The 20,635-nt window shown below is 59.2% G+C and carries 16 protein-coding genes, 4 tRNA genes and 1 pseudogene; 13 read left to right on the top strand and 8 right to left on the bottom strand.

The window, feature by feature from the left end; genetic code table 11:
- Positions 1 to 54 precede the first annotated feature (54 nt).
- Entirely contained in the window at positions 55 to 1,494 is a 1,440-nt protein-coding gene (hydA, locus tag NVB75_RS09115) for a dihydropyrimidinase (protein ID WP_003207833.1), read from the bottom strand.
- Positions 1,495 to 2,094: 600 nt separating this feature from the next.
- Here hydA and NVB75_RS09110 point away from each other — a divergent pair.
- From NVB75_RS09110 to NVB75_RS09100, 3 genes and pseudogenes are all read left to right on the top strand, one after another.
- Positions 2,095 to 3,582 (top strand): NCS1 family nucleobase:cation symporter-1, encoded by a 1,488-nt coding sequence (locus NVB75_RS09110; protein WP_102369544.1) that lies wholly within the window; start codon positions 2,095 to 2,097, stop codon positions 3,580 to 3,582.
- Positions 3,583 to 3,760: 178 nt separating this feature from the next.
- Positions 3,761 to 5,044 (top strand): Zn-dependent hydrolase, encoded by a 1,284-nt coding sequence (locus tag NVB75_RS09105; RefSeq protein WP_258346901.1) that lies wholly within the window; start codon positions 3,761 to 3,763, stop codon positions 5,042 to 5,044.
- Positions 5,041 to 5,169 (top strand): annotated as a pseudogene (locus NVB75_RS09100) (outer membrane lipoprotein carrier protein LolA); the annotation flags it as partial. The gene NVB75_RS09105 and the pseudogene NVB75_RS09100, both read left to right, overlap by 4 nt.
- 5 nt (positions 5,170 to 5,174) lie before the next feature.
- Here the strand turns inward: NVB75_RS09100 and NVB75_RS09095 are convergent.
- Positions 5,175 to 5,423: a DUF6124 family protein gene (locus tag NVB75_RS09095; RefSeq protein WP_258346900.1), complete on the bottom strand. Its 249-nt coding sequence runs from the start codon at positions 5,421 to 5,423 to the stop codon at positions 5,175 to 5,177.
- Positions 5,424 to 5,892: 469 nt separating this feature from the next.
- Here NVB75_RS09095 and NVB75_RS09090 point away from each other — a divergent pair, with 469 nt between their 5' ends.
- The gene (locus NVB75_RS09090) at positions 5,893 to 6,345 is read left to right on the top strand and encodes a hypothetical protein (RefSeq protein ID WP_258346899.1); all 453 of its coding nucleotides are present in this window, start codon (positions 5,893 to 5,895) and stop codon (positions 6,343 to 6,345) included.
- A 220-nt stretch (positions 6,346 to 6,565) separates the two neighbouring features.
- On the opposite strand, the gene NVB75_RS09085 is transcribed toward NVB75_RS09090, so the two are convergent.
- Genes NVB75_RS09085 through NVB75_RS09075 form a run of 3 tightly spaced genes read right to left on the bottom strand, consistent with a single transcriptional unit; the run spans position 6,566 to position 12,345 of the window.
- The gene (locus NVB75_RS09085; RefSeq protein ID WP_258346898.1) at positions 6,566 to 7,984 is read right to left on the bottom strand and encodes an efflux transporter outer membrane subunit; all 1,419 of its coding nucleotides are present in this window, start codon (positions 7,982 to 7,984) and stop codon (positions 6,566 to 6,568) included.
- Positions 7,968 to 9,134, bottom strand: a complete 1,167-nt coding sequence (locus NVB75_RS09080; protein WP_258346897.1) for an efflux RND transporter periplasmic adaptor subunit — start codon at positions 9,132 to 9,134, stop codon at positions 7,968 to 7,970. Before NVB75_RS09080 ends, NVB75_RS09085 begins: the two co-directional genes overlap by 17 nt.
- Positions 9,124 to 12,345 (bottom strand): efflux RND transporter permease subunit, encoded by a 3,222-nt coding sequence (locus tag NVB75_RS09075; RefSeq protein WP_258346896.1) that lies wholly within the window; start codon positions 12,343 to 12,345, stop codon positions 9,124 to 9,126. Before NVB75_RS09075 ends, NVB75_RS09080 begins: the two co-directional genes overlap by 11 nt.
- 216 nt (positions 12,346 to 12,561) lie before the next feature.
- Between NVB75_RS09075 and NVB75_RS09070 the strand changes: the two genes are divergently transcribed.
- Positions 12,562 to 12,972, top strand: coding sequence for a hypothetical protein (locus tag NVB75_RS09070; protein WP_017476929.1), 411 nt, complete (start codon positions 12,562 to 12,564; stop codon positions 12,970 to 12,972).
- A 4-nt stretch (positions 12,973 to 12,976) separates the two neighbouring features.
- On the opposite strand, the gene NVB75_RS09065 is transcribed toward NVB75_RS09070, so the two are convergent.
- Positions 12,977 to 13,138: a hypothetical protein gene (locus NVB75_RS09065; protein ID WP_010166825.1), complete on the bottom strand. Its 162-nt coding sequence runs from the start codon at positions 13,136 to 13,138 to the stop codon at positions 12,977 to 12,979.
- Between the two features lie 263 nt (positions 13,139 to 13,401).
- On the opposite strand from NVB75_RS09065, the gene NVB75_RS09060 reads away from it, so the two are divergent.
- Positions 13,402 to 14,031: a peptidase C39 family protein gene (locus NVB75_RS09060; protein ID WP_258346895.1), complete on the top strand. Its 630-nt coding sequence runs from the start codon at positions 13,402 to 13,404 to the stop codon at positions 14,029 to 14,031.
- Between the two features lie 47 nt (positions 14,032 to 14,078).
- Here NVB75_RS09060 and pbpG read toward each other — a convergent pair whose 3' ends face one another.
- Both pbpG and folD read right to left on the bottom strand, forming a co-directional pair.
- Positions 14,079 to 15,011, bottom strand: coding sequence for a D-alanyl-D-alanine endopeptidase (gene pbpG, locus NVB75_RS09055; protein WP_258346894.1), 933 nt, complete (start codon positions 15,009 to 15,011; stop codon positions 14,079 to 14,081).
- A 208-nt stretch (positions 15,012 to 15,219) separates the two neighbouring features.
- A complete protein-coding gene (folD, locus tag NVB75_RS09050; RefSeq protein ID WP_258346893.1) occupies positions 15,220 to 16,074 on the bottom strand; it encodes a bifunctional methylenetetrahydrofolate dehydrogenase/methenyltetrahydrofolate cyclohydrolase FolD in 855 nt (284 codons plus the stop codon).
- 230 nt (positions 16,075 to 16,304) lie between these two features.
- On the opposite strand from folD, the gene NVB75_RS09045 reads away from it, so the two are divergent.
- The 7 genes from NVB75_RS09045 to clpX all read left to right on the top strand — a co-directional run bounded on the left by NVB75_RS09045 (position 16,305) and on the right by clpX (position 20,622).
- Positions 16,305 to 16,381 (top strand) — tRNA-Arg (locus NVB75_RS09045).
- Positions 16,382 to 16,413: 32 nt separating this feature from the next.
- Positions 16,414 to 16,489 (top strand) — tRNA-His (locus tag NVB75_RS09040).
- Between the two features lie 53 nt (positions 16,490 to 16,542).
- Positions 16,543 to 16,627: transfer RNA gene (locus tag NVB75_RS09035), tRNA-Leu, on the top strand.
- A gap of 82 nt (positions 16,628 to 16,709) precedes the next feature.
- Positions 16,710 to 16,785: transfer RNA gene (locus tag NVB75_RS09030), tRNA-His, on the top strand.
- 402 nt (positions 16,786 to 17,187) lie between these two features.
- Positions 17,188 to 18,498: a trigger factor gene (tig, locus tag NVB75_RS09025; protein WP_076014238.1), complete on the top strand. Its 1,311-nt coding sequence runs from the start codon at positions 17,188 to 17,190 to the stop codon at positions 18,496 to 18,498.
- 92 nt (positions 18,499 to 18,590) lie between these two features.
- Positions 18,591 to 19,226 (top strand): ATP-dependent Clp endopeptidase proteolytic subunit ClpP, encoded by a 636-nt coding sequence (gene clpP / locus NVB75_RS09020; RefSeq protein ID WP_003174822.1) that lies wholly within the window; start codon positions 18,591 to 18,593, stop codon positions 19,224 to 19,226.
- A 112-nt stretch (positions 19,227 to 19,338) separates the two neighbouring features.
- Positions 19,339 to 20,622, top strand: coding sequence for an ATP-dependent Clp protease ATP-binding subunit ClpX (gene clpX / locus NVB75_RS09015; protein WP_003207856.1), 1,284 nt, complete (start codon positions 19,339 to 19,341; stop codon positions 20,620 to 20,622).
- Positions 20,623 to 20,635 lie beyond the last annotated feature (13 nt).

Raw genomic sequence — 20,635 nt, 5'->3', positions numbered from 1 at the left:
ATCCTGTTGGAATGGGGGCGAATGTGGGAGCGGGCTTGCTCGCGAATGGCGGCCTCAGCGTTTCACAGCAACCGGCCTGGAACGCTCCGCCCGCTTGCTCAACTGCTCAAACACCGGCGGATACGTCGGCCGTTCGATATACCGCCCCGCACCACGCTCGGCGCGCAAATCCCCATCTGCCCAGACCAGCTTGCCCTGGCTGATGGTATGGCTCGGCACGCCGCGCACGGTCTTGCCTTCGAAGATGTTGAAGTCGACTTTCTGGTGGTGAGTCTTCGCGGAAATGGTCCGCGTGCCTTGCGGGTCCCACAGCACCAGATCAGCATCGGCCCCCACGCGGATCGCCCCTTTACGCGGGTACAGGTTGAAGATCTTCGCCGTGTTGGTAGACGTCAGCGCAACGAACTCCTGCATCGACAAGCGCCCGGTGTTCACGCCTTCATCCCACAACAGCGCCATGCGGTCTTCGATACCGGCGGTGCCATTGGGAATCTTGCTGAAGTCATCCCGCCCGGCAGCTTTTTGCTCGGCGCAGAAGCAGCAATGGTCGGTGGCGGTGGTGTGCAGGTTGCCGGATTGCAGGCCATGCCACAGCGCCTCCTGATGCCCGCGTGGGCGGAAGGGCGGGCTCATCACATAGCCGGCAGCGGTCTGCCAGTCGGGGTGTTGATACACGCTGTCGTCCAGCAGCAGATGCCCGGCCAATACTTCGCCGTACACTGGCTGGCCCTTGCTCCGAGCGTAGGTGATTTCATCCAGCGCTTCCTTGGTGGACACGTGCACCAGGTACAGCGGCGTGCCGATGGTTTCGGCAATCCGGATCGCCCGGCTGGCGGCTTCGCCTTCCACCTGCGAAGGCCGCGACAGCGGGTGCGCTTCAGGCCCGGTAATGCCCTGGGCCATCAGTTTGCGTTGCAGGTGATACACCAGTTCGCCGTTTTCGGCATGCACCGTCGGCACCGCACCCAGTTCCAGGCAGCGTTCGAAGCTCGCCACCAGGGTGTCGTCAGCGGCCATGATTGCGTTTTTGTACGCCATGAAGTGCTTGAAGCTGTTGATGCCGTGTTGGCTCACCAGCTCGGCCATTTCCTCGCGGACCTGCTCGCTCCACCAGGTAATCGCGACGTGAAAGCCATAGTCGGACGCCGACTTCTCGGCCCAGCCGCGCCACTGGTGGAAGGCTTCCAGCAGGGATTGCTGCGGGTTGGGAATCACGAAGTCGATGATCGACGTGGTGCCGCCCGCCAACCCGGCGGCCGTGCCACTGAAAAAGTCTTCACTGGCCACGGTGCCCATGAAGGGCAATTGCATATGGGTATGGGGATCGATGCCGCCGGGCATCAGGTATTGACCGCTGCCATCGAGTATCTCGGTGCCGGCGGGAATATCCAGATCAGTGCCAATGGCGCGGATTAGACCGTCTGCGCATAAAACATCGGCTCGGTAACTTTCATCATGGGTAATAACGGTAGCGCCACGGATCAACAGCGACATGTCGAGTTCCTCACAGGCTTGACCGGCTTGTGCCAGTTCTAAGTGTTGTCATGCATCGCGCCGCTTCAAGTTAATTCCTGTCAGCGGTGACAGGAATAGAAACTAGCCCGAGTTTTTCGAATGAGCAAGAATATTTTTTATAAGCATATATCGATATTAAGTTATTGAATTTTAAGGATAAAAAATCAAAATCACCAAAATGTAGCGGCCTCTCACCATTTTGACGCACTTGACAGGTTCCCAATATGAGCAACATTTCCTATTGCAAATCAGACGCTTGAGACATGCCTCTTGACGGGGCCGGTAAATAAAAATAATTGTGTTGCACCAGATTGAGTCCTGAGGGTTCGGACAACTTCTGCGTTAGTTGGCCTGAGTAACGCTGAAAGTAACGAGGGGCTCTTCGGTCGAGACAATAAAGCTGATAAACATCAGCGAGTTATATAAGCGGTGCGGGAAGGGCAACGGTTTACGGCACGGTTATTGAGTGCGGTGGCGGTTGGCCGGGTCCCGGATGTCATGTTGTCAACGAGGTACTCCGGCCACCCCGTGCACGTCACGGGGTGAGCAAAAATAATTCGAAAAAACCGTGGAGCGGCCATGCAACAGAACAGATCGCAAGTCATTGAACGCAACGGCCTGTACGAACTCGACGCCGGCCCCGACGTCCTCGACAGCCCCCGCTACAACCACGACATGGCACCGACCAAGGTGCGCGAACGCACTTGGAACAAGTGGCACATCACCGCGCTGTGGATCGGCATGTCGGTGTGCGTGCCGACCTACACCCTGGGCGGCGTGCTCACCGCGTACTTCGGGTTGTCGGTGGGCGAGGCGCTGATGGCGATCCTGCTGGCCAATATCGTGGTGCTGATCCCGCTGACCCTCAACGCCTTCCCCGGCACCAAGTACGGTATTCCGTTCCCGGTGTTGCTGCGCTCGTCCTTCGGCGTGCTTGGCTCCAACGTGCCGTGCCTGATTCGCGCCCTGGTGGCGTGCGGCTGGTTCGGCATCCAGACGATGTTTGGCGGGTTGGCGATTCACCTGTTCCTGGGCTCGGTTTTCGAGGGTTGGAAATCCCTTGGCGGCACCGGTGAAGTGATCGGCTTCATGATCTTCTGGACCCTGAACCTGTGGGTGGTACTGCGTGGCGCCGAGTCGATCAAATGGCTGGAAACCCTGTCGGCACCGCTGCTGGTGGCTGTGGGAATCGGGCTGTTGGTGTGGGCGCTGCCGAATGTGTCGCTGACCGAGTTGATGGCGATCCCGCCCAAGCGTCCCGAAGGCGCCAGCCTCACCGGCTACTTCATGGCAGGCCTGACGGCGATGGTGGGTTTCTGGGCCACCTTGTCATTGAACATCCCCGACTTCAGCCGCTACGCCAAGAGCCAGAAAGACCAGATCCTCGGGCAGATTTTCGGCCTGCCGCTGACCATGTTCCTGTTCGCCGCCCTAGGCGTGATCATGACCGCTGCCTCGGTAAAACTGGTGGGCGTCAGCGTCTCCGATCCGGTGACCCTGATCGGCCATATCCAGAGCCCGGTGTGGGTAGCCGTGGCCATGGCGCTGATCATCATCGCCACCTTGTCCACCAATACCGCGGCCAATATCGTCTCGCCCACCAACGACTTCCAGAACATCGCGCCCAAGCTGATCAACCGCACCACGGCGGTGGTCCTCACCGGCCTGGTGGGTCTGGCGCTGATGGCCCATGAACTGCTGAAAAAGCTCGGGCTGATCATCTCCGACGTAAGCCTGGAAACCGTGTATTCCAACTGGCTGCTGGGTTACTCAAGCCTGTTGGGACCGATTGCCGGGATCATGGTGGTGGACTATTTCATCATCAAGAAACAGCAACTGGACCTTGCCGGCTTGTACCGCGATGACGTCTACCCGGCGTGGAACTGGCATGGCTTCCTGGCCTTTGGCGTGCCGGTGGTGCTGACGCTGTTGTCCCTGGGCAGCGACGCGTTCAGCTGGTTCTACAGCTATGGCTGGTTCACCGGCTCGGCGCTCGGCGGGTTGCTGTATTACGCCCTGTGCATGAAACGCGGCGCCCGCGTAGTCGCCGTAAAAACACCGCTTTAATCGATGTGGAATGCGATCACATGTGGGAGCGGGCTTGCTCGCGAAGGCGGTGATTCAGCTAACACATCTGGCGACTGGCACACCGTATTCGCGAGCAAGCCCGCTCCCACATTTTTGATCGCGGTCCGCCAGTGAGAGTCTGGCAAATTCATAAGAACTACTGCCTGAGGAGATCCCCATGAACGCTGCCATAGACGTTCTGCAATCCACCCATCAGCACATCAACCGCGATCGCCTGTGGCTGTCCCTGATGGAACTCGCCAAGCTCGGCGCCACCCCCAAGGGCGGCGTCTGCCGCCTGGCCCTGACCGACCTCGATCGCCAGGCCCGCGACCTGTTTGTGAAGTGGTGCGAGGAGGCGGGCTGTACCGTGACCATCGATGGCGTCGGTAATATCTTCGCCCGCCGGCCGGGACGCAATCCCAAGTTGCCGCCGGTGATGACCGGCAGCCATATCGACACCCAACCCACCGGCGGCAAGTTTGATGGTTGTTTTGGTGTGCTGGCAGGTGTTGAGGTGTTGCGCACACTCAATGACCTGAAAGTGGAAACCGAAGCGCCGCTGGAAGTGGTGGTGTGGACCAACGAAGAAGGCTCGCGCTTTCCGCCGTGCATGATGGGGTCCGGGGTGTTTGCCGAGAAATTCACCCTGGCCGATACGCTGGCCAAGACGGATGCCGACGGCGTGACCGTGGGCGATGCGCTGAATGCCATTGGGTATGCCGGATCACGTCCCGTGAGCGGGCACAAGGTGGGCGCATATTTTGAAGCGCATATCGAGCAAGGCCCGATTCTTGAGGATGAAAAGAAAACCATCGGCGTCGTGCTGGGCGCCCTTGGCCAGAAATGGTTCGACCTGAAATTGCGCGGAGTTGAGGCGCACGCGGGCCCAACGCCCATGCACCTGCGCAAAGACGCATTGGTAGGTGCCGCTGCTGTGGTCGCCGCTGTCAATGCGGCTGCGTTGGGTCATCAGCCTCACGCCTGCGGCACCGTCGGTTGCCTGCAAGCGTATCCGGGCTCACGCAACGTCATTCCTGGCGAAGTGCGCATGACCCTGGATTTCCGTCATCTGGAACCGGCACGACTGGATTCAATGATTGCCCAGGTGCGCAAGGTGATCGACGAGACCTGCGCCAAGCACGGCCTCACGTTCGAGATGACACCCACCGCTGACTTCCCGCCGCTGTACTTCGACAAAGGCTGCGTGGATGCCGTGCGTGATGCGGCCAATGGGTTGGGGTTGTCGAACATGGACATTGTGAGCGGGGCAGGGCATGACGCGATTTTCGTTGCGGAGCTGGGGCCGGCGGGGATGATCTTTGTGCCGTGCGAAGGCGGCATCAGCCATAACGAAATCGAGAATGCCGCGCCGGATGATCTGGCGGCGGGGTGTGCGGTGTTGCTGCGGGCGATGGTGGCGGCGTCGGTGGCGATTGCTAGCGGCAAGTTGGCTGCATAAATCACGGTCCCTCCAAACCCACTGTAGGAGCGAGCTTGCTCGCGAAAAACGTCAACGATTACGCGTACAGCCTGGATGTACGCGGCGCCCTCAGGTTTTTCGCGAGCAAGCTCGCTCCTACAGTTATGGGTCAGCGCACGGCTACCGTCGCATCCACCACCCGATCTACAAGCAACTGCACGCCCTCCAGCATCCGATACATCCCCAGCACCACACTGCGCTGTGAACCATCAACCTCAAAGGCCAAGTGCGCGGCGATGGCATTGATGGATTCCAGATCCTGAGAGGCATTAAGCAGCAGGGTTTCGGTATCGAGCCCAGGACGGAGGGTGAAGAGCAGGTTTGAATCGGAAGGAGGATTTGGACTGTCTTTGATCATGATGCGGTTCCTGGAGAGTTAGAGACTACCACCAGGTTTTTCTCACGAACGAAGGTGGCAGCTGTACGCGGAGTGAGAAAACCAAGACCCCAGGAGCTTGGCCACGCCGAAGCGTGCCCGCGCACAGCCGCCATAACAGCGAGCACAGAAAAAGCGCCTGCACTGTATACGGCGGGCGCTTTTGCGCCAATGGAGTCTTCGGATTTCTCACGTCCGGTCGCTGAATTGGCAGCGACTGGCGAAGGCTAGTGGTGCCCGTTCCGACCAGCAACCCGAAAGAAGCGTAGGAAATATGTCGTTTCGAGGATGGGTTGTAAGGCATGTCCTGCTCCTTTGTACGAAGTCTCCTTTGTTCGTCGGTCTCTCATCATCTCGGCCTTCCAGTGTTAGCTTCCGCCACGTAAGTATCTAATGCGGGGAAATTGCTCGACGAGAGTCGACCAATATTGGATCAAGGAAGGAATCAGGTATGCCAGGTTCAGGAACTACGAGAAAGACGGTTTACTCAGTTGTCACTACGATCCTATTGGCGTGTTGCCTGGTGTATATCGGTGGTCATTGGCTGCTTTCGCCGGATCGCCCACAATTGACAGAAGTTGTGCTTCGAGTGCCACTTGGCACTGACGGGGCCATCTATGGCGTCAAGGATGACCGTGGAGGGGCAACTGTTCCGTTCAGCTATCGATATTACGTTTACCGCGCCTTGGAGGACGACAGTGAAGTATTGGCTGCGTTGAGGGATGCCAGCCCATTTCTAATTGCGCGTGACGCATCGGCAAAAGTTGATGTTCAGGGCCTTACGATCAATGTGTCGGTGGCGGGGGATGTATCCGACTATCACAGCAGTACGCTGTATCGACATGCCAATGGCAGCGATTACACAGCAGTGAGTGTTTTTCTGAATAGTCGGCCGGAAGATTGAAATTGGCGGTGGCTCAGTCTAGAGATGTTTGACTGATCCACGTCGGTGGCGATTGCCAGCGGCAAACTGGCTGCCTGAGTACGTCCAGTCACTGCGATAAAATGTGGGAGCGGGCTTGCTCGCGAAGGCGGTGTGTCAGCCAGCATATCCGGTGCTGACCCACCGCCTTCGCGAGCAAGCCCGCTCCCACAGTTGATCACTGTCGTTCTTGAGACAGGTATCAGGCGTCGGGCTTCCAGCCTCCGCCCAGCGCCGTCACCAACCCTACACTTGCCTGCAACTGCCGCGTTTGCACCGCTTGCAACGTGCGCTGTGCCTGCAACGCTGCGGTCTGTGCCGTCACCACATCCAGATAGCTCACAGCCCCCGCCTGATAACTGTTCATCGCCAGCGCCTGGGTGTGCTCCGCAGCATTTGCGGCGGCTTGTTCATCCATTGCTTCCTGCTGCAAATCACGCAGTTGCCCAAGGTTGTCTTCCACCTCACGCACGGCTCTTAACACCTGGCTGCGATAGTGCGCCGAAGCCTCTTCAAACTCCGCCTTGGCCTGGCGCTCGTTGGCGCTCAACCGCCCGCCATCAAAGATCGGCAGATTCACCAGCGGCCCCAGCGCCCAGTACCGATTGGCTGCCGAGAACAAGTTGCCCACACCTTGGGTCTGGCCGCCAATCAAGCCGGTCAAACTGAAATCCGGGTACCACGCGGCCTTGGCCACGCCGATATTCGCGTTGGCTGCAAACACCCGCCGTTCCGCCGCCGCAATATCCGGCCGACGTTGCAGCAACTGGCTCGGCAACTGCTGTGGAATTCCCGGCAAGGCGATCAATTGCTGGCTCGGCGGCAGCTGGAACTCGCTGGCCGACACGCCCACCAGTTCCCCAATCGCATGCTCGGTGAGATTGCGCTGACCGCGTACATCGTCAAGCTGGGCCTCGGCTTCAGCCAGCTGATTCTGTGCGCGGGTCAGGTCCAGTTCCGAAGCGATCTGGCCTTCGTACCGGCTGCGGGTCAGTTTCAGTGCCTGGCTAAAATCATCCAGCGAACTGCTGAGAATCCGGCTCTGGGCATCCAGCCCGTTGAGCTGCACGTACAGCGTCGCCAACTGATGCTGCAGGCTCAGGCGCGCCACCGCCAAGTCATCTCCGGAGGCTTGGGCCTGTGCATCGCCAGCCGCCACCTGGTTGCGGATTTTGCCCCACAGATCCAGGTCAAAACTCAGCGCAAACCCCGCCGTGTTGCTGTTGTACACCGACGGCTGGGTATCGCCCCGCAGCGGCCGAGAATCCGATTGGCGCTGACGCAACGGCTGCGCGCTGGCGGTGATTTGCGGGAACAACCCGGCGTGCAACTGGCTGGCATACGCCTGGGACGCATCGAAATGCGCCAGCGCTGCGGCCAGGTCCGGGTTGGCCTTGAGCAGTTGTTCCTGCAGGCCGTTCAAGCGCGGGTCCTGATACAGCTGCCACCACTTCGGTGCCAGTTGGTCCGACGGTTGTGCGCTGTGCCATGGGCCGTCGCTGGTCTGTTCGCGGTACTTGGCCGGCAGGTCGAGGGTCGGTGCCTTGTAGGTGGGCGCCAGCGAGCAACCGTGCAGCGCCAGCAACACCAAGGCCGCGAGGGGTTTAAGCCTTGGGCGCATGGGCACCTCCGGCGTCGGCCAGTTGCACGGCGTCGCCTTCGCGCAGGGCGTCGGGTGGGTTGTCGACTACGCGGTCGGCGGGTTTCAGGCCTTGATCGATCACCAGGCGTTCGCCGAGGTCGAGGCCGATATGGATGTCTTGCAGGTGTACATGGTTCTTGGCGTCCAGCACCGCGACCTGGGTGCCTTGGGCGCGGAAGATCAGGGCGCTGGCCGGGATGCTCACACCATGGGTGTCCGCCGGAATCGCCAGGGTGGCTTCTGCGTAGTCGCCGGGCAGCAACTTGCCGTCCGGGTTGTCGGCCACGAACTGTGCGAGCAGGGTGCCGGAGCGGCGGTCGATGGCGGTGGAGTCGCCCATCAGCTTCGCGCTGAAGTGTTCGCCGGGGTGCTCGGGTACCGTCAGTTGGGCGGCCAGTCCGGGATGAATCACCGCTGCATAGTTCTGCGGCACCGGCACATAGAGGCGCAGTTGGTGGGTGTCGGCGATGTCGAACAGCTCCGGATCGCTGTCGCTGTCGGCCTTGATCAACTGGCCGATGTCGGTGTTGCGCGCGGTGATCACACCGGCGAATGGCGCGCGAATGGTCTTGTAGTCTTCCAGGGCCGACAATCGCGCATAGTCAGCCTCGGCGGCCTGGGCGTTGGCCTTGGCAGCCAGCGCGTTGGAGGTTTTCTCATCGGCCTCCTGACGCGATACCGAATGGCTGTCCAGCAGGTTTTTCCAGCGGGTGGCGGTGGTTTGCGCCAGGCGTGCGTTGGCCTGTTCCTGCACCATGCGGGCGTGGGTTTGTGCTACCTGCTGGTCGAGGTCGGGGCTGTCGATCTCGGCGAGAATCTGCCCGGCCTTGACCTGGCTGCCGATGTCGACTTTCCAGTCTTTCAAGTAACCGCTGACCCGCGCATGAATCGGCGCCTTGCTCCAGGCTTCCAGGTGCGCGGGCAGGCGCAGGGTGTCGCCGGCCGCATTCTGCTTCGGCTGGAACACCAGCACCTGGGGCACGGCGGCGGTTTCGGTCCAGGCGGTGACGGATTTTTCATGCATCGTACGGGCGTGCAGGCCGTTGGCGACCAACAGGGCAGCCAGTGTCAGGCCGCCGACACCCATGAGCATCAGACGCTTGCGCGAGGGTTTGTGATCAGACGACATGTGGGGTTTCTCCAGCAGCAGCGCGAGTAGGGTGACGACCGTGGACCAAACTGAAGACCACGGGTACAAACAGCAAAGTGGCAGTGGTGGCGAGGATCAGGCCGCCGATCACGGCACGTCCCAGCGGCGCGTTTTGTTCTTCGGACAAGGCCAGCGGCAACATGCCGATGATCATCGCCAGGGCAGTCATGCAGACCGGGCGGAAACGGGTGTAGCCGGCTTCCAGTGCGGCCTTGAGTGCGTCGCCATGTTCGGCCAGGCGCTCTCGGCAGAAGCTCACCACCAGGATCGAGTTGGCGGTGGCCACGCCCATGCAGAGGATGGCCCCCGTGAGTGCGGGCACCGACAATGAGGTGCCGCTGAGGAACAGCATCCACACGATGCCCGCGAGGGCCGCCGGCAGCGCGGTGATGATCACGAACGGGTCGGTCCACGACTGGAAGTTGACCACGATCAGCAGGTAGATCAGCACCACCGCGCCGAGCAGGCCGAAGCTCAAGCCGTTGAACGCTTCATGCAGCGCATCGATCTGCCCGTGCAGGCTGATGGTCGCGCCTTTGGGGCGCATCGGGGCCATGTCATTCAGCACCGTTTGCACATCGCTGGCGACGCCGCCGAGGTCGCGGCCTTGCACGTTGGCGTACAGGTCCAGGGTCGGTTCGATGTTGTAGTGGGTCACCACCGCCGGGCTTTGTACCCGCGAAATGGTCGCCACGCCGCCGAGGATCTGCGACTGGCCATCGGCACCGGTCACCGGCAATGCTTCCAGGGAAGGCAAGCTGTCGAGGCGGTACTGCGGGGTGGCGGCCACGATCGAATACGACACGCCGTTGGCCGGGTTGAGCCAGAACGTCGGCGCGGTTTGCGAGCTGCCGGCCAGGGACGCAACCATGCTGTTGGTCACGTCACGCTCGGTGATGCCCAGGCCGTTGGCGCGCATCCGGTCCACGTTGACTTGCAGAGAGGGGTAGCCAGTGGACTGCTGGATACGCAAGTCGGCAATGCCCGGCACATGTTTCAGGCGACGCTCCAGTTCCACGGCGTAGGCGCGGTTTTCTTCATCGCTGCGCCCGGAGATTTTCACATCCAGCGGGGCCGGTGAACCGAAGTTGAGGATCTGGCTGCTGATGTCGGCCGGCAGGAAGGCGAATTGGCTGCCAGGGAAACTTTCGGGCAGGGCTTCACGCAGCTTTTTCACGTAGTCGGCGGTCGGCGCGTGGTCTTTTTTCAGGGTGACCTGGATGTCACCGTCCTGTGGGCCGATGGTGCCGCTGCTGCTGTAGGCCATGTCGATGCCACTCAGCGGGATGCCAATGTTGTCGACGATGGTGTCGAGTTCATCGGCCGGAACGATCTCGCGAATCCGCGCTTCGATCCGGTCAAACGCGGCGGCGCTTTCTTCGATCCGCGTGCCCAGCGGCAAGCGCACGTGCAGGGCCATGGCCCCGGCGTCGGTGGCCGGGAAGAAGTCCTGGCCCAGGCTTGGCAGCAGCAGGAACGAGGCGAGGATGCACGCCAGAAAACCCACGATGAATCGCTTGCGTGCACCCAGGGCGAGGGTCAGCAGGCTGTGGTAAACGTCGCGCACGTTGGAGAAGTGCCGCTCGAAACCCTGCTGGAAATTCAGCACCGATTGCAGCACGGCGTTGCGCTGGGGTTTGTGCTGGTCGCCCTCGTGATGATTGATGAATTCATCTTCCGGGTGATGACCCTGGCCTTGCTCCGGCACGTGCGGCTTGAGCAGGAACATCGCCAGGGTCGGCACCAGAGTCCGTGACAGGATGAACGAGCTGGCCATCGCAAAGATCACCGCTAACGCCATCGGGCGGAACAGATAACCGGCGATACCTTGCAGCATGAACATCGGCACAAACACGATGCAAATACACAGCAGGGACACGAATGCCGGGCCGACAATCTGCTTGGCGCCGTCGAGGATCGCGTCTTTCACCGCCTTGCCTTGTTCCAGGTGCCAGTTGATGTTCTCGATGGTCACCGTGGCGTCGTCCACCAGAATCCCCACCGCCAACGCCAGCCCGCCGAGGGTCATGACGTTAAGGGTTTGCCCGGTAGCGGCCAGCAGCGCGATGGCTGACAGCACCGCCAGGGGAATCGACGCGGCGATGATGAGGGTCGAGCGCCAGCTGCCGAGGAACAGCAGGATCATCGCACTGGTCAGCAACGCCGCGATGATGCCTTCCTGGGCGACGCTGCCCACCGACTGTTTGACGAACACCGAGGCGTCGCCGAGCAGTGAGGTCTTCAGTGACGGTGGCAACGTTTCATTGATGCGCGGCAGCATCTGGCGGATGCCGTCGATGATCGAGAGCGTAGAGATGCTGCCGTTTTTCAGGGCCGGCATCAGCACCGCACGGTGGCCGTCGACGCGCACGATGTTGGTCTGCGGCGGCGAGCCGTCACGCACATGGGCCACTTGGCCGATGGTGATGATCGCGCCGTCGACAGTCTTGATCGGCAGGTCGTTGAGCTCATCAATCGCCTTGGGGCTGTTGTTGAGCAAGATCGTGTATTCGTTGGGGCCGAGTTTGGCGGTACCCACCGGGATGATCTGGTTTTGCAGGGCCAGGGCGTTGCCCACGTCCTGTGCCGAGAGGCCTTTGGCGGCCAGCGCCTGCGGGTCAAGGTCGAGGGTGATCTGGCGTTGCTTGCCGCCCATTGGCGTGGGCATGGCCAGGCCGGGCAGGGCACTCAGGGGCAGGCGGATATTGTTCTGCACCAGGTCGCGGATCTTCGCTTCCGACAGGCTGGGGCTGGAGAACGCCATCTGCAGGATCGGCACCGTGGAGGCGCTGTAGTTAAGGATCAGCGGTGGGGTGATGCCCGGTGGCATCTGCTTGAGCACGGTTTGTGACACCGCTGTTACCTGGGCGTTGGCGGTGCGGATATCCACGCCGGGCTGGAAGAAAATCTTCACGATGCCCATGCCGGGTAACGACTGCGATTCAATGTGTTCGATGTCGTTGACGGTGGTACTCAGGGAGCGTTCGTAGGTGTAGATCACGCGACCGGCCATGGCGTCCGGGGACAGGCCGTTGTACTGCCAAACCACCGCGACGACGGGGATGCCAATATCGGGAAATACGTCAGTGGGGGTACGCAAGGCCGCCATGGGCCCAATGATGCAGATGAATATTGCCAGCACGATAAACGTGTAGGGCTTGAGCAGTGCGGTCTTTACCAGCCCGAGCATGCCTTAACCTCCAAAGGAGTGGGATTGCAAACCCCGGCAGTCTTGCCCGACCCACCTAACACGCACCTTTCAGCCAGGTGAAGGAAGATTTAGTTAACGGCTGAAGATCGTTTCATATGTATTCATTTGTTCAACAATGGTGACAGTACCAAGCTGGATACCGATCGAACGGGAGCGGTTTTGCCCGTTCACTCTTTATCCATTTGGAGTTCTGCCATGTCTCTTAAACCCTTGTTGTTGATCCCGGCCCTGAGTGCGGTCCTGCTGTTGTCGGCGTGCGCCGGCCCGATGCCGAAAGCGGACCCGAGCGAAGCCTGGATCGGCCTGCAAGAGGAGGCGCCCAACGACCTGATGGCCGAGCGGGTAGACGGTAAAAATATTAATGATGGCCGCTACTTCGAAGTGAAACCCGGCGCGCATCGCCTGGATGTCACCTTGTTTGAAGAAGAGGCGGGGGATGACAACCAGCAGGATTGTCGCGGGCATGTGACCTACGGCAACTTCAAGGCTGGCGAGCATTACACCCTGGTGGAATCCAGCCTGGGTACGACGGTGCGTGCCGAGTTGAAGGATAGCCACGGCAAGGAGTTGGCGCAGACCGATGACTTCAGTTGCATGCCTGGTTAAGGCGTCAGGCGTGGTGCCCGGCGGGTTTGTGCAGCTTGCCGGGTGCTGCGGGTTTTACCTGTGGGTGATGGTGCCGGCGGGTGACGCGCATCACGCCCCAGAGCATGGCGGCGGCGACGGCCAACCAGCCACAGATTAAAAGCAGAATCGTTGTTGTCAGGCTCATAAGTGCCTCCTTTCGCCCGGTACCGGGCACACACTGTCTTCTCAATGGACAGTCTAGCTATCCGCAGGTTGCCTGCTATTGACCAATGGTCGTGTGAGTCCAACTTGTTTGCTCTATGGCGGACCTTTTACTGCGGCACAAGGCTATACCCGCGCCCCGGAGCATCCTATGATCAGGGCCCACGTCGGCAGTTGATCAAGTGAGTGAAGAAGTTGCGGTTTCCCTCGAACATTAAAACCTCCTGGTGGGTCGCAGCCTGTTTCATGGGGCTGGCGGCCTGCACCTCGCACCCAAAACCCACGAGCATCCCGGGCCTGCCGGAGAGTGTCGAGCTCAAGGGCGTACCGGCGTTTCGCGGCGAGACTTACCTCGGTGGCCCGGCCGCTCTAGCCAGCATGCTGTCCCAACAAGGCATTGTGATTACACCGGGGCTATTGGATAAGCCACTGCATTTGCCGGGCGCTGAAGCGGACCTTGAGCGCAACATGCAGGTGCTGGCCCGTGAATACGGGATGTTGGTGTATCCGCTGCAAGATCAATTGCCGGCGCTGCTGGCACAGGTCGCGGCCGGGTACCCGGTGATGGCGCGTATTACCCAGGGCTCGACCTTCTGGGCCGGGCCGCGGTATGTCGTGGTGGTGGGTTACAACAAGCAGAAGAGCATGGTGTTGCTGCGTTCGGGCTTGGAGCGACGCATGCCGATGGATTTCAGCGCGTTTGAGTCGGCATGGAAAGACGGCGGCAAGTGGGCGGTACTGATTCAGCGGCCCACCCAGTTGCCGGTCAAGGTCGACGCCCAGCGCTGGCAGCAGGCTGCCAGCGCCACGGCCCAGGCGGGCCAGGAACAGGCCGCGGCCCAGGCGGTCAAGACACTGGCCAGTCAGGCCAAATAAAAAAACGGCGCTCAAGGGCGCCGTTTTTTATTGTCGCCATTGACGACTCAGCGGGACTCGGTGACCTGAACATTCGCCCGCGGACGGTTCTTCAGGTTTTTGTCAGCCTTGTAGCGCAATGCGACATCTGGCACCGAGCCGCTCTTGCCGGTTTCGACCCAGCTGCGGATACGACTGGCATCGGCAAAGTGGGTGAACTTGCCGAAAGCGTCGAGGATCACCAGCGACACCGGGCGATTACCCATGCTGGTCACCAGCACCAGGCAGTGGCCGGCCTGGTTGGTAAAGCCGGTCTTTGTCAGCTTGATGTCCCAGTTGGCGCGGTTGATCAGGTGGTCAGTGTTGGAGAAACCCAAGGTGTAGTTGGGTTTGCGGAACGAGACGGTCTTTTCCTTGGTGGTACTCAACTGGCTGAGCATCGGGTACTTGCGTGCGGCGGCCAGCAGTTTGCTCAGGTCGCGGGCGGTGGACACGTTGTGGATCGACAGGCCGGTGGGCTCTACATAGTGGGTGCTGGTCATGCCCAGCGCCTTGGCCTTGGCGTTCATCGCCGCGATAAAGGCCGGGTAGCCGCCCGGATAGTGGTGGGCCAGGCTGGCGGCGGCGCGGTTTTCCGAGGACATCAGGGCAATCAGGAGCATCTCTTTGCGCGGCATCTCGCTGCCGATCTTGACCCGGGAGAACACGCCTTTCATCTCTGGCGTGTCCTTGATGTTGATGTCGATGTATTCATCCATGTTTTGCTTGGCTTCCAGCACGATCAGGCCGGTCATCAGTTTGCTCACTGAAGCGATCGGCACGATGACATCCGGGTTGCTGGCATAGATGACTTTGTTGGTTTGCAGGTCTACCACCATCGCACTGCCGGAAGCGATGTGCAGGGTAGACATGTCGCGGGGGGCCATGGTGGTTTCGCTGGCGCTCGCGAAGGTGCCTGTAAATGCAAAAAATAGGCTGATGATGGAAAGATGAATTTTCACGCGGATGAACTCGCTAAAAAAGTAGGGATATACCGTTTTGCACGGACTTTCTGATAAATGCCGTTACATTTTAGGAGTATGGATCAGAAACTGTCGAATGTTCTTCTGAAAACAGATGAAAGCCCTTAAAAACAAAGAAAAAAGTACTTTTTATCCGGCCAATAAAAAGCCCTGCGATAAGGCAGGGCTTTTTCAGAGCAGCTGGTTATTAGCTGTGCAGGGTTTCGGCTGCGTACAAGGTATTTTCCAGCAGGCAGGCACGGGTCATCGGGCCAACGCCGCCCGGGACCGGGGTGATCCAGCCGGCGCGGGGCAGGGCGGTTTCGTACACCACGTCGCCCACCAGCTTGCCGTCGTCCTGGCGGTTGATGCCTACGTCGATGACGATGGCGCCTTCCTTGATCCACTCACCCTTGACCAGGCCCGGCTTGCCGGCGGCGACCACTACCAGGTCAGCGCGGCCAACGTGGCCGGCCAGGTCCTTGGTGAAGCGGTGGGTGACGGTCACGGTGCAGCCGGCCAGCAGCAGCTCCATGGCCATCGGGCGACCGACGATGTTCGAGGCGCCAACGACGACGGCATCCAGGCCGTACAGATCGACGCCGGTGCTTTCCAGCAGGGTCATGATGCCCTTCGGGGTGCATGGGCGCAGCAGCGGAATACGCTGGGCCAGGCGGCCGACGTTATAAGGGTGGAAGCCGTCGACGTCTTTGTCCGGGCGGATGCGTTCGAGCAGTTTCGACGCGTCCAGGTGCTCGGGCAAGGGCAGCTGCAGCAGGATGCCGTCGATGGCCGGATTGTCATTGAGGCTGTCGATCAGGTCGGTGAGGGCCTGTTGGGTGGTGTCGGAATCCAAGTCGTAGGCTTTGGAAATAAAGCCGACCTCTTCACAGTCTTTACGCTTGTGCGAGACATAAACCTGAGAGGCAGGATCGCTGCCGACCAGGATCACCGCGAGGCCCGGCGTGCGCAGGCCTTGTTGGCTGCGCTCGGCGACTCGTTTGGCGATCTGCTGGCGCAGGCTGGCGGCGATTGATTTGCCGTCGATAAGTTGTGCAGTCATTACGCGTGATTAACCATCGAGAGGGGGAAGAAAAGTGCGCGCATTCTCGCATGCCATGGCGCAAGGGCAAAGGCGCTTGGTCTGCAAATTCCCCTAACCCCTTAAATAAAATGAATTTTTTATAAAAAGGATTTGACGGGTTTCGGGTGCATCTATACTATTCGTCGCACTTGTCGGGCACAGCCTAGCACTGGTTAGTTTGTAATCCTCCAAGAGTACAGATTAATAAGGCGCCCGTAGCTCAGCTGGATAGAGCATCCGCCTTCTAAGCGGATGGTCGCAGGTTCGAGTCCTGCCGGGTGCGCCATTAGGCAGCTTTGGCACAAGTAGCGCAATATGGTGGGCGTAGCTCAGTTGGTAGAGCACGGGATTGTGACTCCCGTTGTCGAGGGTTCGATCCCCTTCGTCCACCCCATATTTAAAGGGCGCCAGATTAACAGTCTGGCGCCTTTGCTTTAAGAGCTTCATGCGGATGTGGTGGAATTGGTAGACACACTGGATTTAGGTTCCAGCGCCGCAAGGTGTAAGAGTTCGAGTCTCTTCATCCGCACCAAATAAAGTTTCGTGAAGGCCGTATGGTCGTCGCGAGGCTCAACAAATAGCCATTTTGACGGGCTTTTTGGTCACGCAATATGGTGGGCGTAGCTCAGTTGGTAGAGCACGGGATTGTGACTCCCGTTGTCGAGGGTTCGATCCCCTTCGTCCACCCCATATTTCGAAAGGCGCCAGATTAATAGTCTGGCGCCTTTTTTGTTTCAGCGGTTTGAGTTTCAACGCAGTCGCAGGTGCTGGGCTGCAAGGGCAGGGCGTTTCGTCGTATTTATGTTTCGCGATGATGCCGCACTGCTCGCTGGCCTTGTCCGCAGGGTCGGTTGTCAGGGAGATGATTGGCAGCTGCTTCTATATATAGAAGGGTTGGCGCAGAGCCCTGGCGTGATGGGATGTATTTGCTACCGGGGCGAGCTGCACTCGTGCATTCGTACCTATAAATTGCCTGCTGTTTTTTTACCCGTTTTCAGTAGGGTGACTTCTTGAGTTTGACCCACTAGAATGCATGCCCTTGATTCTGGGGTCGGAAACGGCCAGCTAACGTCTGTGCAACGAGGAATATCCATGCAAGTTTCTGTTGAAAATACTTCTGCTCTTGAGCGCCGCATGAGCATCACCGTGCCGGCCGAGCGCATCGAGACCCAGGTCAACAAGCGTCTGCAGCAGACTGCCCAAAAGGCCAAGATCGCTGGTTTCCGTCCAGGCAAAGTGCCAATGAGCGAAATCAAGCGCCGCTTCGGTGCTGATGCACGTCAGGAAGCGGTAGGTGACGTGATCCAGGCTTCCTTCTACGAAGCCGTTGTCGAGCAAAAGCTGAACCCGGCTGGCTCGCCTTCCATCGAGCCTAAGTCCCTGGAAGCAGGCAAGGATCTGGAATACGTTGCAATCTTCGAAGTGTTCCCTGAATTCGAAGTTGCCGGTTTCGATTCGATCGCCATCGAGCGCCTGAGCGCTGATGTTGCTGACTCCGATCTGGACAACATGCTGGAAATCCTGCGCAAGCAGAACACTCGTTTTGAAGTGGCCGATCGCGCTGCCCAGAACGAAGACCAGCTGAACATCGATTTCGTTGGCAAGGTTGACGGCGAAGTGTTCGCTGGCGGCTCCGCCAAAGGCACCCAGTTGGTATTGGGTTCCAACCGCATGATCCCTGGTTTCGAAGACGGCCTGGTTGGCGCCAAAGCCGGCGAAGAGCGCGTTCTGAACCTGACTTTCCCGGCTGACTACCAGAACCTGGACCTGGCTGGCAAAGCCGCCGAGTTCACCGTGACCGTCAACACCGTTTCCGAGCCCAAGCTGCCAGAACTGAACGAAGAGTTCTTCAACCAGTTCGGTATCAAGGAAACCGGCATCGAAGGTTTCCGCACCGAAGTTCGCAAGAACATGGAGCGTGAGCTGCGTCAGGCGATCAAATCCAAGGTCAAGAACCAGGTGATGGACGGTCTGCTGGCCGCCAACCCGATCGAAGTGCCGAAGGCTCTGCTGTCCAACGAAGTTGATCGTCTGCGTGTGCAGGCTGTTCAGCAGTTCGGTGGCAACATCAAGCCTGACCAACTGCCGGCCGAGCTGTTCGAAGAACAAGCCAAGCGTCGCGTTGTTCTGGGTCTGATCGTGGCTGAAGTGGTCAAGCAATTCGACCTCAAGCCAGACGAAACCCGCGTTCGCGAAATGATCCAGGAAATGGCTTCGGCCTACCAGGAGCCTGAGGCTGTTGTGTCCTGGTACTACAAGAACGACCAGCAGCTGAACGAAGTGCGTTCGGTTGTGCTGGAAGAGCAAGTTGTGGATACTGTTCTGCAGAAGGCTAAGGTGACCGATAAAGCGGTCTCTTACGAAGAAGCAGTCAAGCCGGCTGAAGCAGCACAAGCCGACTGATCGCTCAACTCGTTTGAAAATACACCCATAAGCCAGCCTCGCGCTGGCTTATGCGTATTCAAGACATGACTATTTGGGAGTAACTGCAGAGCATGTTCCGTAATTCGTATATTCAGCAGAACTCTGATATCCAGGCCGCTGGCGGCCTGGTCCCGATGGTTGTCGAGCAATCTGCTCGTGGCGAACGCGCCTATGACATCTACTCGCGCCTGCTCAAGGAGCGAGTGATCTTTCTGGTTGGTCCGGTAGAGGACTACATGGCCAACCTGATCTGTGCGCAGCTGCTGTTCCTTGAAGCGGAAAACCCGGACAAGGACATCCATCTCTACATCAACTCCCCGGGCGGTTCGGTAACAGCTGGCATGTCGATCTACGACACCATGCAGTTCATCAAGCCGAACGTATCGACCACCTGTATCGGTCAGGCGTGCAGCATGGGTGCTTTCCTGCTGACCGCTGGTGCTGAGGGCAAGCGTTACTGCCTGCCGAACTCTCGCGTGATGATTCACCAGCCACTGGGCGGTTTCCAGGGCCAGGCATCGGACATCGAAATCCATGCCAAGGAAATCCTCTTTATTCGTGAGCGTCTCAACACGCTGATGGCCAAACATAGCGGGCATACCCTGGAAGAGATCGAGCGCGACACCAACCGTGACAATTTCATGAGCGCCGAAGCGGCTCGTGAATACGGGTTGATCGACGCAGTGATCGAAAAGCGCCCCGCTTAATATAAGCAGCTCAAAATAGGGCTGGTCGGCAGGTCCGACCACCAGTGGGCTTGAAAAAGCCCTCAATAGCCTTCATCTTGTGTTGCAAGCCTATCGGATTTGGATCGAACGAATGACTGACACCCGCAACGGCGAGGACAACGGCAAGCTGCTCTATTGCTCCTTCTGTGGCAAAAGCCAGCATGAAGTACGCAAGTTGATTGCCGGCCCCTCGGTCTTTATCTGCGACGAGTGCGTCGACCTGTGCAATGACATCATCCGTGAGGAGGTGCAGGAAGCCCAGGCCGAAAGCAGCGCGCATAAATTGCCTTCGCCTAAAGAAATCAGCGGCATCCTTGATCAGTATGTGATTGGTCAAGAGCGTGCAAAGAAGGTTCTGGCCGTAGCGGTGTACAACCACTACAAGCGTCTGAACCAGCGTGACAAGAAAAGTGACGATGTCGAGCTCGGCAAAAGCAACATCTTGCTGATCGGTCCTACAGGCTCGGGTAAAACCCTGCTTGCAGAAACCCTGGCTCGCCTGTTGAACGTTCCCTTCACCATCGCCGACGCAACCACTCTTACCGAGGCCGGTTACGTAGGTGAAGACGTCGAGAACATCATTCAGAAGCTGCTGCAGAAATGCGACTACGACGTGGAAAAGGCCCAGATGGGCATTGTCTACATCGATGAAATCGACAAGATTTCGCGCAAATCCGACAACCCGTCGATCACCCGGGATGTTTCCGGTGAAGGCGTGCAGCAGGCGCTGTTGAAGCTGATCGAAGGTACTGTTGCTTCCGTACCGCCACAAGGCGGCCGCAAGCATCCACAGCAGGAATTCCTTCAGGTTGATACGCGCAACATCCTGTTCATCTGTGGCGGTGCGTTCTCCGGTCTGGAAAAGGTTATTCAAAACCGTTCCACCCGTGGTGGCATTGGCTTCAGTGCAGAAGTACGCAGCAAGGAAGAAGGCAAGAAAGTCGGTGAATCCCTGCGTGAAGTCGAGCCTGACGATTTGGTCAAGTTCGGTCTGATCCCGGAATTCGTTGGCCGTCTGCCAGTGCTGGCGACGTTGGACGAGCTGGATGAGGCTGCGTTGATGCAGATCCTCACCGAGCCGAAAAACGCCCTGACCAAGCAATACGCCAAGCTGTTCGAGATGGAAGGTGTGGACCTCGAGTTCCGTGCTGACGCGCTCAAATCGGTGGCCAAGCGGGCACTGGAGCGCAAGACCGGCGCCCGTGGTTTGCGCTCGATCCTCGAAGGCGTACTGCTCGACACCATGTACGAAATCCCCTCGCAGTCCGAGGTGAGTAAAGTGGTGATCGACGAAAGCGTTATAGAAGGCAAGTCCAAGCCACTGTATATCTACGAAAACAGTGAGCCGGCTGCCAAGGCTGCGCCAGACGCGTAAGCGTTTCGCCGCC

The sequence above is a fragment of the Pseudomonas sp. CBS genome (assembly GCF_024734645.1).
Lineage (GTDB): Bacteria > Pseudomonadota > Gammaproteobacteria > Pseudomonadales > Pseudomonadaceae > Aquipseudomonas.
The sequence above is the reverse complement of the archived record's forward strand: the minus strand, read 5'-3'. Positions and strand labels throughout refer to the sequence as shown.